This window comes from Desulfonatronum thiosulfatophilum (assembly GCF_900104215.1).
GTDB classification, from domain to species: domain Bacteria; phylum Desulfobacterota; class Desulfovibrionia; order Desulfovibrionales; family Desulfonatronaceae; genus Desulfonatronum; species Desulfonatronum thiosulfatophilum.
The window spans coordinates 81,068-97,436 of the sequence record NZ_FMXO01000008.1; the positions used below are offsets into that span (position 1 = coordinate 81,068).

Genomic DNA, 16,369 nt, shown 5'->3' on the forward strand with positions numbered 1-16,369 from the left:
CCTGTTCGACAGATTCCGTTGCATGCCGCAAAAATTGCGTATTTGCATCACTCTCTATCCGAGAATGGCTTTCAGATCTTCATCCGGAGTGGTGATGGGCTTGATGTTGAACTTGTCTACCAGCACCTGGAGGACATTGGGCGAGGTGAAGGCGGGCAATGACGGACCGAGTCGGATGTCCTGGATACCCAGATACAATAGCGTGAGCAGGATGGCCACGGCTTTTTGCTCGTACCAGGACAGGATCATGGACAGCGGCAGTTCGTTCACCCCCACGCCAAACGCTTTGGACAGGGCCACGGCAATCTGGATTGCAGAGTAGGAATCGTTGCACTGACCGATGTCCAGAAGCCGGGGCAGGCCTTCGATGTCGCCCAGGTCCTTGTCAAAAAAGCGGAACTTGCCGCAGGCAAGGGTCATCACCACGCAGTCCTTGGGCACCTTTTCCACGAATTCCGTGTAGTAGTTGCGGCCCGGTTTGGCCCCGTCGCATCCGGCCACCAGGAAGAAGTGGCGGATCTTTTTGGACTTGACCAGGTCGATAACCTTGTCCGCCACGGACATTACGGCATTGTGCCCGAAGCCGACCATCACGGTCTTGTCCTGCACGTCCTCGGTGAATCCCGGCATTTCCAGGGCCTTTTCGACGACCGGCCCGAAGTCCCCGTTCTTGACGTGCTTGATTTCTGGCCACCCCACCAGACCGGTGGTGAAGAGATTGTCCCTGTACTTTTCCTGGGGGCGCATCAGACAGTTCGTGGTCATCAGGATGGCGCCGGGAAAAGCGCTGAACTCCTTGTGTTGATTCTGCCACGCCGTGCCGTAATGGCCGTAGAAATGCGGATAGGCCTTCAACTTGGGATAGCCATGGGTCGGCAGCATTTCGCCGTGGGTATAGATGTTGATGCCCTTGCCCTCAGTCTGTTTGAGCAGGTCTTCCAGATCCTTCAGGTCATGTCCGGAAATCAGGATGGCCTTGCCCTTCTTCGGGCCCAGGGGCACTTCCGTGGGCACGGGATCGCCGTAGGCGCCGGTGTTGGCCTTATCCAGGATCTCCATGGTCTTCAGGTTGGCTTCGCCGCAGCGCAGCACCAGACTCAGCCAGTCCTCCAGGGACAGATCCGTGCGGGCCAGCGCGGCCATGCTCTCATGGAGAAAGGCATAGATGGAGTCGTCGGTCTGCCCGAGTATCCGGGCATGGTCCGCATAGGCGGAAATGCCCTTCAACCCGAAGAGCAGCGTGTGCTTCAGGGAGCGCTTGTCAGTGTCGGTTTCCTTGTCGTTGAGCAGACCGTGCTCCTCGCCCTGGCGGATCATGCCATCCAGGGACGGAGCCGGTTCGAAATTCGTTTCCGGCGCGTCGAACTCGGCGGCTCCTCCCGCGGCCTTGACTTCAGACCGCACCTCCTCGCGATATTTTACGGCCTGTTCGATCAACGGCTTGAATCGTTCCGGATCGAAATCTACATTGGTCAGGGTGGAAAACAGGGCCTCGCAGACAAAGGCGTCCGCGTCCGCCCGCTTTACGCCCACCTTGCGCCCTTCATGGGCCACGATTCCCAGGCCTTGCAGCGCGTGGACCAGCAGATCCTGGAGCGCCGCGACATCCGGCTGTTTTCCGCAAACACCTATTTTTTCGCAGCCTTCGCCCTTGGCAGTCTGTTCGCATTGGTAACAAAACATGTTCATTGTATTACCCTCCCTGGTTTCAGTTGCTCAATTTATGCAGAGCATCTTCCAGATTTTTGAGATTTTGCGCCCAACGTTTAGGCTAGCAAAAGTCGTTCCTCACGGATGAATTGAATTTTAATTTCTTAACAATCTAGAATTATTAAAATTAAATCTTTTCTGACATGAGCAGAAGGAACCCTTCATGTGCAAAAAAGTGTTCCGCTGCAACACTTTTGTAACTGGTTGTTGCACAGCATGCGGATGATCTGGAAAAATCGGAATTCGAACCGGAATACTTTAGGCGGCTATTCCACCACCCAGACCGTGCAGTTTTTCGTATTGTGGACAATCTTGGTGGATACGCTGCCGAACAGGAACTCCTCAGCCTTGGACATGCCTCTGCGGCCGACCACCACGGTTCCGAAATCACCTTCCCGAATCACGCGCAGGATGTGGTCCGCCACGCCGAGGGGAGATTTGAAGCCGGTCTGGGACGGCACGGCATTGAAGGTCGGCACGTAGTACTCGGTGGAAACCGTCTTCGACGCGACGCCGTGCCCCTGTAGTGCGTCCCTGGCTTGGTCGAGATATTCACGCATCTTCTTCTCCTCCTGCTCGCAGGATTTTTTCCATGCTGCGTCATCCGGAAACGTATCGCGCTCTGGGTTGCGTTCCACATAGAGCAGTTGAATTGCAAAGCCGGGGGAACTGCCGATCATGGCGCCGACGTAATCCACGGCCCTGGTCGAATTTTCAGATGCGTCCACGGCGACAAGGATTTTTTTTAAGTTCATAATGATACCTCCGGAAAATGTTGAGTTCCTGGGACCGCCGCACTCCAATGCGACAATCTGGGGAATTACGCGTCACCTGGGATGTTCGCGCTCATATGTTGGCCGCACTGGGGTTCGGCGGTCCCAGGCTGCGTCCATTGTCCCATCGCAAACAATCGAAATCGCTATCGAAATCGCTATCGAAATCGCCCCACTTCCCCCCGTCTAAAATCCAACCCGCCGCAACAATTGCGCATTCACAGCCACAATCACCGTGCTCGCGGACATCAGGATCGCGCCCGTGGCCGGGGCAAGGATGATGCCGGCCCAGGCCAAGACCCCGGCGGCCAGGGGGATGGCCGCGATATTGTACCCCGCCGCCCACCACAGGTTCTGGATCATTTTGCGATTGGTGGCCCTGCTCAGCTTCACGATCCGCGAGACGTCCCGAGGATCGCTACGCACCAAAACCACGTCACCGGCCTCCACGGCCACATCCGTTCCCGCGCCGATGGCAATGCCGATATCCGCCGTGGCCAGCGCCGGTGCGTCGTTCACCCCGTCTCCGACCATGGCCACCCGCCTGCCGTCGTGTTGCAGTTCCTGAATTTTCTTGGCCTTATCCTCGGGCAGCACTTCGGCAAACACCGTATCAATGCCCAGCTCCCGCGCCACGCTGTCGGCCACGGCCCGGGAATCTCCCGTCAGCATGGCCACCTCGATCTTGAGTTGATGGAGATGCTGCACCGCGTCACGGGACTCCGGACGGATCGCGTCGGCCAGGGCGAACACGGCTACGACCTGGTTGTCCCTGACCAGATAAACCACGGCCTGGCCGTCATTTTCAAAGCGTTCGGCGGAATCACGAATCTGGTCAGGTGGACTGATTTTGAGTTCCCGCAGCAGCGCCGGGCCGCCGACCTTCATCGTTTGCCCGTCAACCACGGCCTGCACCCCGTGTCCGGGGATGGATTGGAAGTCCCGCGATTGCGGGATGTCGAGTTCCTTCTCCCGGGCGCTGCCGAGCAGAGCTTTTGCAATCGGATGCTCTGCGTCGTGCTCCACCGCGGCGGCCAGGCGTAGGGCCTCATTTGCTTCAATATCGGACAGGACCGCGCTGTTCACGACCCGATGCTCTCCCATGGTCAGGGTGCCGGTCTTGTCGAAAACCACGACATCAAGCTTCCGCGCTTCCTCCAGTCCGCGTCTGTCGCGGACAAGCAAGCCGTTTCGCGCGCCCACGGTCGTCGAAATGGCAATTACCAAAGGTACCGCCAGCCCCAGGGCATGCGGGCAGGCAATAACCAGCACGGTCACCATGCGGGTGATAGTGAAGTCCAGCGTGGCACCGAAGACAAGCCAGGCGATGAACGTCACTCCCCCTGCTCCGATAGCCACCAGGGTCAGATAGAACGCAGCCCGGTCAGCCAGAGTCTGGGCACGGGAGCGCGAACCCTGGGCCTGCTCCACCATCCTCATGATTCCGGCCAGGGCGGTCTCGTCGCCGACGCCTTCCACTTTCACGCGCAACGAGCCGTCCCCATTGATCGTTCCGGCTGTGACTTTGTCGCCCTGGTGTTTTTTCACGGGGCGGGACTCCCCGGTGACCATGGCTTCATTTACTGAGCTCTTCCCGTCCTCCACGATTCCGTCCGCGGGGATGTTCGCACCGGGTCGGATCAGCACCAGATCTCCTTCCTGCAGTTGGTCCACCGGGACCTCTTCGGTCCGGTCCCCTTCCAGAATTCGTTCCGCCTTGTCCGGCAGAAGTTTGGCCAGTTCCTTCAACGATCCCTGAGCCTGGGTTATGGAACGCATTTCGATCCAGTGGCCCAGCAGCATGATCGTGACCAGCGTCGCCAGTTCCCACCACAGGGCATGACCGTCAAAGCCCAGGGTCACGGCAACGCTGTAGACAAAGGCCACGGTGATGGCCAAAGAGATCAGGGTCATCATGCCCGGCAGGCGATCCGCCAGTTCGCGCACCGCCCCTTTCAAAAAGACCAAACCTCCATAAATAAAAACAAGGGTCCCGAAGATCGCTGGAATCAGGTCGGAACCGGGGAACCGCGGAGCGGTGTATCCGAACCAGTCCATGAGCATCGGTTCCCAGATCAGCGCCGGAATGCTGAGCACCAGGCAGACCAGGAATTTTGTGCGGAACATTTCTACGCTGTGGCCGGCGTGCTTGTCGTGGCCGGAATGATCGTCGCCATGCCCGCCGTTGTCCTGCTTCTTGTGTTCGCCGTGATTGCCGTGATCTTCGGCGTGTTTTGATCGACTGGAATGATTCCGGTCACTGGATGGGTGGTGATGACGCTGTTTTGGTGCTGTCATGTCATGTACCTCCTATGCTCGTGTCTCAGTAAACAGCATGTTCACCCCGAAAAAAAAGCAACCACTCAGCTCATCCGGGTAAAAGCGGACTAATACCCTGCCTTCGCGGGTATGACTGACCCGGAGACGGCTTCAGCAAGTCATTCCCGCGAAGGCGGGAATCCAGGTCATGCTTGCCTCAAGCGTTTGAAAGCAACCTTTCCCGCTCTGAGGCTGAGTTGTTACCGAATTGTCAGGCAAACAGCAGGTTATAAAAAAACAGGATCGAGAAAAATGCGTAGAAGACGATCGCAAATCCGGTTGCGATGATGAAAAAGATGCCGGGACCGTGATGGCGCGGAAGACGGCTCAGGTTCAGGTAGAGCGTCAGTGAAACCATGATCGGCAGATGGGCCGCGGTGATGATTCCTGCCACGGACAGGATGGCAACGGGGTTGCGCAGCAGCAGGAAGACGATGATCGGAATTACAGTCAGAATTATAATGATGTACAGGTTCATCAGCCGCCGACGCAATTTGGCTCGGGAAGTGCCCCTCTCGAACCGTTGCATGGTCCGCGGCAGCAGCATGAATGTTGCGTCCGCGTACATCCTGCCCCAGCCGTCCTGATTGGAAAGAATTGATCCCCACAAGGCTACGAAAATGCCCGCTACCAGCAGGTATTGTCCTGGCCCGCCCCAGACCTCGCCCAGCAGCCTGGCCAGATCCTCGGCCACCCGGATGCCTTCTGGAATGACGCCCTGGGGGCGGAGCAGCTCCGCACCCAGGGTGAGGAAAGAAAAGTTGACCATGGTGGCGCCGAGCACGCCGATGGCCGCCGTGGTGGACATGATGACCAGCCAGCGGCGCAGCCGCGCGTCCGCATCGCTGCGTACAGCCGGGGATTCCGGAGGCAAGGTGGCGTCTCCTTCGATGACCTCCCCGCCGTAACCTCGGGCCGCGACCCAGTAGGAGAACCACATCATGCCCGCGGCGCCGGCCAGGAGGAAGCCGAACCAGGGCAGAATGAAGTAGAGGTCGAAATCCGGAACCGCCGTGGGAACCAGGCCCCTGCCGTAGGCTTCCCACCCCGGAAAGACGGCGATCGCGGTCAGAAACACGGAAATAATCATGATCACCGCCATGACTGTGGTAACCAGCTCCAGCTTCTTGTAGTGGCCGCTGATCACCAGCGCCGCGGAAACAATGATGATGCCCACCGAAGTGACGGCCTGATTCAGGGGCAGCACGATCACCAGCGCGCTTCCCACAAGGGCCGCGATGCCGGATACCACCACGATCCCGCTGATGATGCCGGGCACGAAGATCAGCCATACGGCCCACCCCCTGGGGCCCTTCATCCCCTCGTACCCCTCCAGGATCGTGCGGCCGGAAACCACGGTGTAGCGTCCTATCTCCCGAATGATCACCCAGGTCAGAAACGTCACGATGAGCGCTGCCCAGAGCAGGTCGTAGCCGTACCGGGAGCCGACCCTGGGCGTGAACAGGATCGAACCGGAACCCACCGAAGAGACCATCCAGACAAATCCGGGACCGTACCATTTCAGCCGGTCCCACTTCGTGGGCACGGGCGCAACGAATGCCCTGCGCTGCTCCTGGCTCGTGTAGTCCGCTTCCTGATTCATGTCGCAAATCCCATAATTGCGGGCATGGCCGGTTTTGCGTCGCTGGTATCCGTCCGCTCGAACTGGACCACGATGGGAACATTGGATTCGATCACCGCCCCGTAATCCGTATCCAGCGGCGGAGCTTCGGGATTGATCAGGTTGTTGACGCGCACCCGCCGAATCCGGCGCGGCGGAATTTCCAGCCTGTACGGCCCCACCGGTTCGCGATCGGCATAGAACAGGGTCACCTCCACCTGCGCCTCCCGGTACCCGGCATTGAGGAAACACAACTCGTCCCTGCTGGTGTTTTCCGGCTCCCGGCCGGTGCTGCGCAACGGAATATGCCCCGCCGAGATCATCCAGGTAGTCCGTCCCATTTTCGTCATCTCCCCACCCCCATCATATTATCAGCATCCACCACCGAAACCCCAATCTAAACCCCAATCGAAATCGCCATCGTAATCGCAATCGAAATCCCAATCGAAAAAAAAAATCTCGCCGAAACAAACCCAAAACTCCGGACAAGCATGACCTGGATACCCGCCTTCGCGGGTATGACTGATTCAGAGGCGGCATGGAAAAATCAAGTCATTCCCGCGAAGGCGGGAATCCAGTGCCCTAATGAGCCTTTTCCCCAAGATGTGCTGAATAATTTTCCGTAAATTCTAACAATCAACCAAAAACAGTATACCTCACCTCTGACTTCCGCCCTCTGCCCTCTATCCCACTCCCTTCTACCCTTCCTCGAATATCGTCCGAAGGTATTCGTTCATGAACACCCCTTCCGGATCCATGGATCTGCGGATCTCCTGGAAGTGATCCCAGCGCGGGTACAGCTTTTTCAGATCAGTGGCGGTCCGGTAGTGCTTCTTGCCCCAGTGCGGCCGGCCGCCGTATTTGGTCAGGTACGGTTCGATGTCTTTGAAGAAGGCGTCGTGCGGCAGGGAAGCGTTGTGGTGCATGGAAATGGTGGCCGTGGCCCGGCCGTGGGCTCCGCTCAGCATGGCCTCGTCCGCGGCCACGGTCCGATACAGAACACGCCATCCCACGTCCTTCCTGTGGACTTCCTTGATCCGCTGGCGGATCTCCTCGAAACAGGGTGGACCGTTATCGATGGGCAGCCAAAATTCAATTTCATCAAACTTATTGTCCCGCGATCGGGGAATGACATCGCCACTCCATCCCACTCGCTCCTTCTGGCACCAGGCATACGGGATGTCCTCCGGCCCTGTACCGGGAATGTTCAGGGTCCTCAGCTTGGCCTCGTCGCTACGAGGGTACCAGTAAAAGTCGAAATTACGGTTCGAGGCGATGAGCTTGTCCAGGTTGACCATGCAGTCCTCGATGTGGGTGCACCATTCCTTGCGGTGCAGGTGGAAGGCCGGCAGCAGCCTGAGCCGCAGCTCGGTGAAGATGCCCAGGGTTCCCAGGGCCACCCGGGCGGCCAGGGTCAAATCTGGATCGTCCTTGATGTTGAAATCGACGATCTCGCCTTTGCCGTTGACCAGCCTGCCCCCCACGAGATGATTGGAGATGATCCGCAAGTTACGTCCCGTACCGTGGGTTCCCGTGCCAATGGCCCCGGCCAGGGCCTGAAGATCAACGTCTCCGAGGTTCTCGAGAGCCAGGCCATGCTCGAGAAAAATCTCGTTGGCCTCCTTGAGCATCGTTCCGCCCCGGATGGCGATATTCGCTCCATCTTTGGCCACAAAGCCCTTGAAGTGTTTCATGGACACCAGGATGTCCGGCGTTTGCACCAAAGGCGTCGAGGAATGCCCCGCTCCGCTGACCCGAACGGTCTTGCCCTCCTCGCCGGCTCGGCGGATGATCCGGGCAAGCTCTTCTTCGTTCTCGGGCACAACCACGGCAGCCGGGGTAAACCGCAAGCTTCCGGACCAGTTCGACCATTCGCTCATCGTGCGCTCTCCTTTGATTAAAGATGAACCGCCCGCTTCGCTCAAGGCGCGGAGGACGCCAAGGAAAACATTTTGGAAAGCAGGGAAAAAGCTGCTTTCCAAAAGGATGCCCCACCCCTGTCGGGGTGATGTCAAGTTGCCGTCAGGCGTGAAGCCTTTTGGTTTCCGCATCTTTCCAGCGGAAGCCAGAAAATTCTTCTTGGCGCCCTCCGCGCCTTGAGCGAAGCGGGCGGTTCACTCTTCCTATCATAACCCCCGTACGCTTGAGCCAAAGACACGCATCCAGGGTGATCCGCAACGGCAAACCGACAAAATGCACTACCTGCGGACCTCACTCCTTTGTCGCGACGGATTTCCCGGCAGTATCCCCATTGTTCCGGAATTCCCTGTGTCCTGGAGTGCCGATCGGATCATGCACCGGCACGTCCAATCCCTTAGCGTAGGCCAGATACAAAGTGCTGTTGATCAGGCCGATGTGCGTGAAGGCCTGGGGAAAATTACCGAGAAACTCGCCCGTCTCCGGATCCACCTGTTCGGAAAAAAGGCCGAGATGATTGGCGTGTTGGACAATGTTCCTGAAGATCTTTTCGGCTTCCTCGATCCGCCCGGAAAGCGCCAGAACGTCCACCAACCAGAAGGTGCACAACCCCCACGCCCCCTCTTCTCCGGGCAGGCCGTCATCAGCGATGTAGCGACGGATCAGATGGTCAAACATCAGCTCCTCCATGATCCGGTTCACGGTGCCCTGAATCTTGGGGTCGTCCGCGGGCAGAAACTCCACCAGCGCCAGGCGGAGATTGGCGGCATCCATGTCCTTGGAGCCGTAGGACTGAACAAAAGCGTTCAGTTCGGTATCGAACCCCTTTTGCATAACCTCTTCCCGGATCTTGGTCCGGGTTTCGTCCCACAGGTCCACATTGCCCTTGAGTTTGTAATGCTTGGCCAGAAGCAGGGCCTTGTCCAGGGCAACCCAGGCCATGGCCTTGGAGTAGACGAAATGGCGCGCCTCTCCCCGAACCTCCCAGATGCCGTAGTCGGGCCGCTCCCACACTTCCACCACGTGGTCGGCGATCCAGGCGATGAATTCCGTGATGTCTTCGGTGAGCGGATGGCCTCTCCGGGCCAGTTCGTACGCCGTACTGACCAGCTCGCCGTAGACCTCAAGCTGGAACTGACCGTATGCTTCGTTGCCGATGTTCACCGGCTTCGATCCCTTGTAGCCCTCCAGATGCTCGAGCTGCTGCTCGGTCAGTTTCAATTCGCCGTGCAGGCCGTACATGATCTGCAGATCCCGCTGGCAGGACTTGCAGGATTTGGAAACTTCCTCGAACCAGCGCATCAGGTCCACGGCTTCCGCTTCATGGCCGATGGTAATCAGGGCCTGTCCGGTCATGGCCGCATCCCGGATCCAGGCATAGCGATAGTCCCAGTTGCGCACCCCCCCGATCTCTTCCGGCAGGGACGTGGTGGGCGCAGCGGCAATGGAACCAACGTCGCCGATGCACATCAGCTTGATGACCAGCGCCGAACGGATGACCATGTTGATCTGATCCCCGGCCCAGGCCTGCTTCATGACGCTGCCTTCCTGATGCAGCCAGCCGTTCCAGCACTCCAGGGTGGATTTGAGCGCGAGAGCGGTTTCATACCCGTCCTTCCCGTCATCCTCACCCCAGCACACGACGATGGCCTTGCTCTCTCCGGGATTGATCCGGAACCGAGCCCGGATCAGGGGGCCGTGATCGTCCTCGCTCAGCTCCGCGTTATTCAGACCTTCCAGGCGCATGGCGTCTTCGTCGCTCCGGGCAATCCATCCTCCTGGGGCTTGTTCCAGGGCGACGGTTTTCCTGGCGTAATCGAATCGGGGACACCACAGGACCTCGACGTCCACGGAATCCCCGTGGCATTCGATCAGCCGGTGAATCTCCGGTGGCGCATAGGAGCCGTTACGCCCGTTAATGTCGCCTTCCAGGGGCATGAAGTCGGTCACCGTGAGGACGGCGCCCTCCAGTTCGAAGCTGGTCTTCAGGACGTTGCTTTTCTGGACATATTCCTGATTGCCGCTGCCCCCCCCCGCTGGACCGATCCGGAAAAAACCTCCACGCCGGGCATCCAGGATGGCTCCAAACACGCTGGGACTGTCCATTTTGGGCAGACAGCACCAGTCGATGGAACCGTCCCTGGCGATCAGGGCGACGCTTTTCAGATTGCCGATGATGCCGTAATCGGAAATGGGCTTGTAATCCTGGATGTTCATCCTGCTGACTCCTTTTTCAGTGTGGGATATATTAGCGGTTCATTCGGCTGGAACGTGAATGAAGAATTGAACCGCCCGCTTCGCTCAAGGCGCGGAGGACGCCAAGAAGAAAGAATTTTTGCCTTCCGCTGGAAAGATGCGGAAGGCAAAAGGCTTCACGCCTGCGGCAAATTTGAAATCACCCCGACAGGGGGGTGAGGCATCCTTTAGGAAAGCAGCTCTTTCCCTGCTTCCTAAATGTTTTCCTTGGCGTCCTCCGCGCCTTGAGCGAAGCGGGCGGTTCAAAAAAATTACGAAGCCATTACTTTGCAAGGCCGCTGATCTCCGGGCCGAAATCACGGACAAAAACATCCTGTTCCCGATTGACGTTGTGGAGCGTGATCGTGGAAAAACCCATATCCATGTCCTCCTTGATCCATTCCAGTTGCTTTCCAAGATCAGAAGAAATGCGGACATGACCGTGCATGTCGTCCGGACGGACATATTTCCCGGCCTCTTCGAATTCGCTGGGCAACCGCAACTGGGCCAGCAGGGAGCTGTCGAAAATGTTGGTTCTCCATTCCTGCCACGCTCCTTGCAAGGCCGCCTCGTCGGTTTGGGCATAGGATATTTGCGCCTTGAGGATCATGGGCTTGTCTTTGCCGCCGCCGCGATGAAACGCCTCGACCACCTTGTTCATTTTCTCCCTTTCCGCGGATATGGTGATCATCCCGTCTGCCCATCCACCGATCCATTCCGCCGTCTCCGGACTGATGGCCGCTCCGATGAGCATGGGGGTCTGCGCGGGCAAGGAATAGAGTTTCGCCTCCTCGACCTTCACATGGCCGTAATGGGTCACGGTTTCGCCGGCCCAGAGCGAGCGGACGATTTGCGCGGATTCGTGCAGCATGATCATCCGAACCGCTTTGGCGGGCCAACGCTGTCCCACGACGCCTTCATTGAGCAGTTCGCCGCTGCCCAGGGCCATCCAAAACCGGCCGGGAAACATTTCCGAAAGCGTGGCCCCGGCCTGGGCCAGGATGGCCGGGTGATACCGCCATCCGGGAGCAGTGACCACGCCGTGGGGCACCCCCGTTGCCTGCAGGGACGCTCCAAGCCAGGACAGGGCAAAGCCGCTCTGCCCCTGCTGGGTGCTCCAGGGATTGAAGTGATCCGAACAGGTTATGCTTTGAAAGCCGGAATCCTCCGCAAATTGGGCAAGCTCAAGCATTTTTCCCGGGGGAAACTGCTCGTGGGATGCGTGATAACTGATCATGGTTTGTCTCCTTGCAATCCAAACTTCCGGCACATCCGGTTCAAGCGTACATGACAGGATGAGCTAAAACAAATTGAACCGCCCGCTTCGCTCAAGGCGCAGAGGACGCCAAGAAGAAGGATTTTTGCCTTCCGCTGGAAAGATGCGGAAGGCAAAAGGCTTCACGCCTGTCGGCGAACTCGTCATCACCCCGCCAGGGGTGAGGCATCTTTTTGGAAAGCAGTTTTTCCCTGCTTTCCAAAATGTTCTTCTTGGCGTCCTCCGCGCCTTGAGCGAAGCGGGCGGTTCCTTCTTATTCTTCCTTCTTCACTCTTCATTCTTCTTTCTTCATTCGTCTTTGATCTTCTTGTACAAACGCTCCGTATCCTCCCGGCGGCATAGCTCGGACCCCGGCGTCATCACCGCGGCCGCGCCGGCGGCCACGCCGAAGCGCACCGCGTCCGGCATGTTCCACCCCCGGAACAGTGCCGTGACCATGCCGGCCACCATGCTGTCACCCGCCCCCACCTTGCTTTTGATGGGCACGTTGGGTGCTCTTGTCCTGAAAACGCCCTCCTTCCAGACGAGAAGCGCACCGGCTGCTCCAAGGGAGGCGACGATCACCTCGGCGCGTCCCGCCTCAACCAGGTCTTGCAGCAGTTCTTCCTGCTCCTGTTCATTTTCGAGGGCCTTCCCGGCCAGACTTTCCAGTTCCGGATGGTTCGGCTTCATCAGGAAGACGCCTGTTTCGGAAGCAATTGTCAGGGGGTCCCCGGAAGTGTCGAGGATGACCTTTGACCCGGTTTTTTTTGCGAATCCGGCGATCCTGGCGTAAAAATCCGGCGGTACTCCAGGCGGCAGGCTCCCGCTACAGACAAGAAATCCCGGAGTCGGGTCCATCTGTTCCAGCCTGTCCAGGCAGCCTTGCCATTCGTGCACCTGGATCTCCGGACCGGGCATGCCGAAGCGGTATTGTTGTTGCGTGGATGTTTCGAAAACCACGAGATTTTCTCTGGTCAACCCCTTGATTTGGTAGGGATCCTGGCGGATTTCCTCCGCGTCCAGGAGCCTTTTGAGCATGTCGCCCGGAGGCCCACCTGCAAGATAGACGGCCAGGGAATCCTCTCCGAGCTTCTTGACGGCTCTGGACACGTTGACGCCGCCTCCTCCCGGCTCATACCGGGGACGATCGCAACGCAATTTGCGCTCCGCCACAACGTTGTTGATGGACGTACTCTTGTCGATGGTCGGATTCATGGTCAGCGTTACGATTCCAGACATGATGCCTCCTGAAAGTTTTTTTAGTCCAATGAATTCTCAGACATAGATAAATGAAAGAACAGTAGGAGTTTCCCGTAGTTCAGGGTTTCCCAACATGTATCCTGAAGCAGGCCTGTATCAAAAGCCAATATCACTTCATCGCAAAAGATATCTAAACTCATAGCCGCTTCGTCGGCGGTACAGATTGATTACCGTTGATCAGGTGGGCAAATACAGACTTTTCCCCATGCCTGTGTTTCTATAAAAAGATAATAAAGACATAAAGGTACAACTCCTGAAGAAGCATTGCCAATCCATTTCAATCGCCATCGGCCGAAAGGATCACTCATGGGCAAACCAAAAATATTGATCGTCGATGATGAGCACCACATTCGGATGCTTTATAGTGAAGAACTGAGCAGTGAAGGATATGAGGTGCGGACAACCGATGGATCGGGGAACATTCTCGATATCCTGGCCGAAACAAAACCTGATCTGGTGGTTCTGGACATCAAACTCGGCAAGAATCGCTCCGGCCTGGACTTGCTGCAAAAAATCAGGATGAACAACAAAACGCTGCCGATCATTCTCTGCAGTGCCTATGAAAGTTATCAGGATGATCTCAAAACAATGGCGGCCGACGACTATGTGGTCAAATCATTTAATGTGGGAGAACTGAAGGAAAAAATCAAAAAGCTTCTCCAGTTGCATGAACAACCTCTACCCGATGATTTGTCATTCATCCTGGCCGACATCAATACGGCACTGCATCATGGTTCACCCATAGGTTCGCGAGGCAACAGGTCAAGCTAACACTGATGCGTCATTGCAGCCTGAGCAGTTTGCATTCCTCGCGTCCATTTCGTATGTGCAAGACAAAATGCCCGAGGACAAGATATTATCATGACAGTCTGGTCTCTGATCTACAATAAATTCGACCCTGAACAGGAGAAGTTGCGCGAAGCTCTGTGCACCTTGGGAAATGGCTACTTTGCCGCCAGAGGAGCGGCATCCGAGGCGCAATCCGACGACACGCACTACCCCGGCACCTATCTGGCGGGAGGATACAATCGGCTGCAAACGGAAATGCAGGACAGGTTCATTGAAAACGAAGACCTGGTGAACCTTCCCAACTGGCTCAGCCTGAGCTTCCGCTACGCGGACCAGGACTGGTTCCATCTCAAGAATGTGGAGATCCTGGAATATCGCCAGGAACTGGACATGAAACGCGGCATCCTGCACCGCAATGTCCGGTTCAGGGACAGCCAGGGCAAACGGACCCGGATCAAGGAACAGCGTCTCGTGCACATGGCCCAACCGCATCTGGCGGCCCTGCGTCTGGTCTTCAGCCCGGAAAACTGGTCCGGCGAGGTGGAGTTTCGTTCAGCCCTGGACGGCAGAGTGATCAACGGCGGAGTTGATCGGTATCGGGATCTCAACAACGTCCACCTGGAACCCGTGGAAAGCGACATGCCGGACGCGGAAACGATCCGTCTCAAGGTCAGGACGAACCAGTCCCGGCTGGAAATTGCCCAGGCGGCCAGGACAACTCTTTGCGGCAATGGCGAACCGCTGGACATCCGCCATGAGAACGTGGTGGAACCGAAGTACGTTGCCGGACATTTCCTCGTCCAGGTCGGCAAAGGCATGGATATTCGTGTCGAGAAGATCGTCAGCCTGACCACGTCGCGTGACAAGGCCTCTTCCGAGTGCAGGCTTGAAGCCATGAATCATGTCCGCAGTGCCGGGGATTTCGAAAGTTTGCGCAATAGCCATATCCTGGCTTGGAAGCACCTGTGGCGGCGCTTCGACATCGACTTCGAGGAAAAGAACCCGCCCATTGAGGATCGGACCGGCATGATCCTTCACCTGCACACGTTTCATCTGCTCCAGACCACTTCCCTGCACACCATGGACCTGGACGTGGGCGTGCCGTCGCGCGGCTGGCACGGAGAAGCCTATCGCGGCCACATCTTCTGGGACGAGCTGTTCATCTTCCCCTTTCTGAACCTCCGTGTTCCGGAGATAACCCGGTCTTTGCTGATGTACCGCTACCGCCGCATCGATCAGGCGCGAGCCGCGGCCGCGGAGGCGGGCTACAGGGGCGCCATGTATCCGTGGCAAAGCGGCAGCAACGGCCGCGAGGAATCGCAGCGGCTGCATCTCAACCCCAAGTCCGGCCGCTGGATACCGGATCATTCCCGCCGTCAGCGCCATGTCAACGCGGCCATCGTCTACAACATCCGCGACTATTATCAGGCCACGCAGGACATGGAATTCCTCTCCTTTCACGGCGCGGAGATGGTTCTGGAAATAGCCCGGTTCTGGTCCAGCATCGCAACCTACAACAGCACCATGGACCGATACGAGATTCTGGGCGTCATGGGGCCGGACGAGTATCATGAAGCCTACCCGGATTCCGATGCCCCCGGCCTGCACAACAACGCTTACACCAACGTCATGGCGGCCTGGGTCCTGAACGAGGCGCTGGAAATGCTGGAGGTGCTTCCGGAGGACCGCCGCAAGGAACTGTGCGAAAAGCTGGCGTTGGGGGAGGAAGAACTCAAGCGGTGGCGGCACATCAGCCGCCGGATGCGACTGGTCTTTCACGGCGACGGCATCATCAGCCAGTTCGAGGGCTATGATGCGCTCCAGGAATTCGACTGGGAGGGGTATCGGGAAAAATACGGCGACATTCAACGCCTGGACAGGATTCTGGAAAGCGAGGACGACAGCCCGGATCACTACAAGGCCTCCAAGCAGGCCGACGTACTGATGCTGTTCTACCTCTTCTCGGCGGATGAACTCAGGGAACTGTTTCAGCAGCTCGATTATCCCTTTGACGATGAAACCATCCAGAAAAACATCGACTACTACATACAACGCACTTCCCACGGATCGACCCTGAGTCAGGTGGTCCATTCATGGGTGCTGCTCAGAAGAAACCGGGATCATTCTTGGAAGCTTTTCTCCGAGGCTCTGGAAAGCGACATTTCCGATGTCCAGGGGGGGACGACGCCCGAGGGAATTCATCTCGGCGCCATGGCCGGCACCGTGAACATGATCCAGGTGGGCTACACCGGCCTGGAAACCCGCGGCGACGTGCTGTGGTTCGATCCCTGCCTGCCCAGCGATCTCGCCAGGATGGAGATGCATATTCACTATCGGGGGCACAACCTGCGTATCGAAATTTTTCCGCAATACATGAAAATCACGGCCTGCAGGGCCAGGAAAAACGTCATCAAGATCGGCTACAAAGGAACAATCCATGAACTTGACGAGGGGAAAACGCTGGAAATCGCGTTCAGGCGACAATGA

The 16,369-nt window shown here is 57.5% G+C and carries 10 protein-coding genes and 1 pseudogene; 2 read left to right on the forward strand and 9 right to left on the reverse strand.

Translation table 11 applies throughout. The features are described from left to right. Positions 1–54: 54 nt before the first annotated feature. The 9 genes from hcp to BLP93_RS07980 all read right to left on the reverse strand — a co-directional run bounded on the left by hcp (position 55) and on the right by BLP93_RS07980 (position 13,072). Positions 55–1,683 (reverse strand): hydroxylamine reductase, encoded by a 1,629-nt coding sequence (hcp, locus tag BLP93_RS07940; RefSeq protein WP_092119947.1) that lies wholly within the window; start codon positions 1,681–1,683, stop codon positions 55–57. A 293-nt stretch (positions 1,684–1,976) separates the two neighbouring features. Next, the gene (locus BLP93_RS07945; RefSeq protein WP_092119680.1) at positions 1,977–2,465 is read right to left on the reverse strand and encodes a universal stress protein; all 489 of its coding nucleotides are present in this window, start codon (positions 2,463–2,465) and stop codon (positions 1,977–1,979) included. Between the two features lie 204 nt (positions 2,466–2,669). Then, positions 2,670–4,781, reverse strand: coding sequence for a heavy metal translocating P-type ATPase (locus BLP93_RS07950; RefSeq protein ID WP_208596594.1), 2,112 nt, complete (start codon positions 4,779–4,781; stop codon positions 2,670–2,672). Positions 4,782–5,013: 232 nt separating this feature from the next. Then, the gene (locus BLP93_RS07955; RefSeq protein ID WP_092119686.1) at positions 5,014–6,405 is read right to left on the reverse strand and encodes an Nramp family divalent metal transporter; all 1,392 of its coding nucleotides are present in this window, start codon (positions 6,403–6,405) and stop codon (positions 5,014–5,016) included. Next, the gene (locus BLP93_RS07960; RefSeq protein WP_208596595.1) at positions 6,402–6,764 is read right to left on the reverse strand and encodes a sensory rhodopsin transducer; all 363 of its coding nucleotides are present in this window, start codon (positions 6,762–6,764) and stop codon (positions 6,402–6,404) included. The genes BLP93_RS07955 and BLP93_RS07960 overlap by 4 nt, the downstream gene beginning before the upstream one ends. A 357-nt stretch (positions 6,765–7,121) precedes the next feature. Further along, positions 7,122–8,303 carry a D-arabinono-1,4-lactone oxidase gene (locus BLP93_RS07965; RefSeq protein WP_092119691.1) on the reverse strand — a complete coding sequence of 394 codons (1,182 nt, stop codon included), beginning with the start codon at positions 8,301–8,303 and terminating at the stop codon, positions 7,122–7,124. Between the two features lie 331 nt (positions 8,304–8,634). Next, positions 8,635–10,557: a glycoside hydrolase family 15 protein gene (locus BLP93_RS07970; RefSeq protein WP_092119694.1), complete on the reverse strand. Its 1,923-nt coding sequence runs from the start codon at positions 10,555–10,557 to the stop codon at positions 8,635–8,637. Positions 10,558–10,858: 301 nt separating this feature from the next. Then, positions 10,859–11,812, reverse strand: coding sequence for a TIGR03885 family FMN-dependent LLM class oxidoreductase (locus tag BLP93_RS07975; RefSeq protein WP_092119696.1), 954 nt, complete (start codon positions 11,810–11,812; stop codon positions 10,859–10,861). Positions 11,813–12,139: 327 nt separating this feature from the next. Continuing rightward, a complete protein-coding gene (locus BLP93_RS07980) occupies positions 12,140–13,072 on the reverse strand; it encodes a 1-phosphofructokinase family hexose kinase (protein ID WP_092119699.1) in 933 nt (310 codons plus the stop codon). Positions 13,073–13,399: 327 nt separating this feature from the next. On the opposite strand from BLP93_RS07980, the pseudogene BLP93_RS07985 reads away from it, so the two are divergent. Continuing rightward, positions 13,400–13,753, forward strand: a pseudogene (locus tag BLP93_RS07985) (response regulator); the annotation flags it as partial. A gap of 201 nt (positions 13,754–13,954) precedes the next feature. Beyond that, complete coding sequence (locus tag BLP93_RS07990) at positions 13,955–16,369, forward strand: glycoside hydrolase family 65 protein (protein WP_092119704.1); 2,415 nt, start codon at positions 13,955–13,957, stop codon at positions 16,367–16,369.

Coding starts and splice junctions, on each gene's coding strand:
- BLP93_RS07950 (WP_208596594.1), bottom strand. CDS start 4,781: ATGACAGCACCAAAACAGCGTCATCACCACCCATCCAGTGACCGGAAT.
- hcp (WP_092119947.1), bottom strand. CDS start 1,683: ATGTTTTGTTACCAATGCGAACAGACTGCCAAGGGCGAAGGCTGCGAA.
- BLP93_RS07975 (WP_092119696.1), bottom strand. CDS start 11,812: ATGATCAGTTATCACGCATCCCACGAGCAGTTTCCCCCGGGAAAAATG.
- BLP93_RS07960 (WP_208596595.1), bottom strand. CDS start 6,764: ATGGGACGGACTACCTGGATGATCTCGGCGGGGCATATTCCGTTGCGC.
- BLP93_RS07945 (WP_092119680.1), bottom strand. CDS start 2,465: ATGAACTTAAAAAAAATCCTTGTCGCCGTGGACGCATCTGAAAATTCG.
- BLP93_RS07970 (WP_092119694.1), bottom strand. CDS start 10,557: ATGAACATCCAGGATTACAAGCCCATTTCCGATTACGGCATCATCGGC.
- BLP93_RS07980 (WP_092119699.1), bottom strand. CDS start 13,072: ATGTCTGGAATCGTAACGCTGACCATGAATCCGACCATCGACAAGAGT.
- BLP93_RS07955 (WP_092119686.1), bottom strand. CDS start 6,405: ATGAATCAGGAAGCGGACTACACGAGCCAGGAGCAGCGCAGGGCATTC.
- BLP93_RS07990 (WP_092119704.1), top strand. CDS start 13,955: ATGACAGTCTGGTCTCTGATCTACAATAAATTCGACCCTGAACAGGAG.
- BLP93_RS07965 (WP_092119691.1), bottom strand. CDS start 8,303: ATGAGCGAATGGTCGAACTGGTCCGGAAGCTTGCGGTTTACCCCGGCT.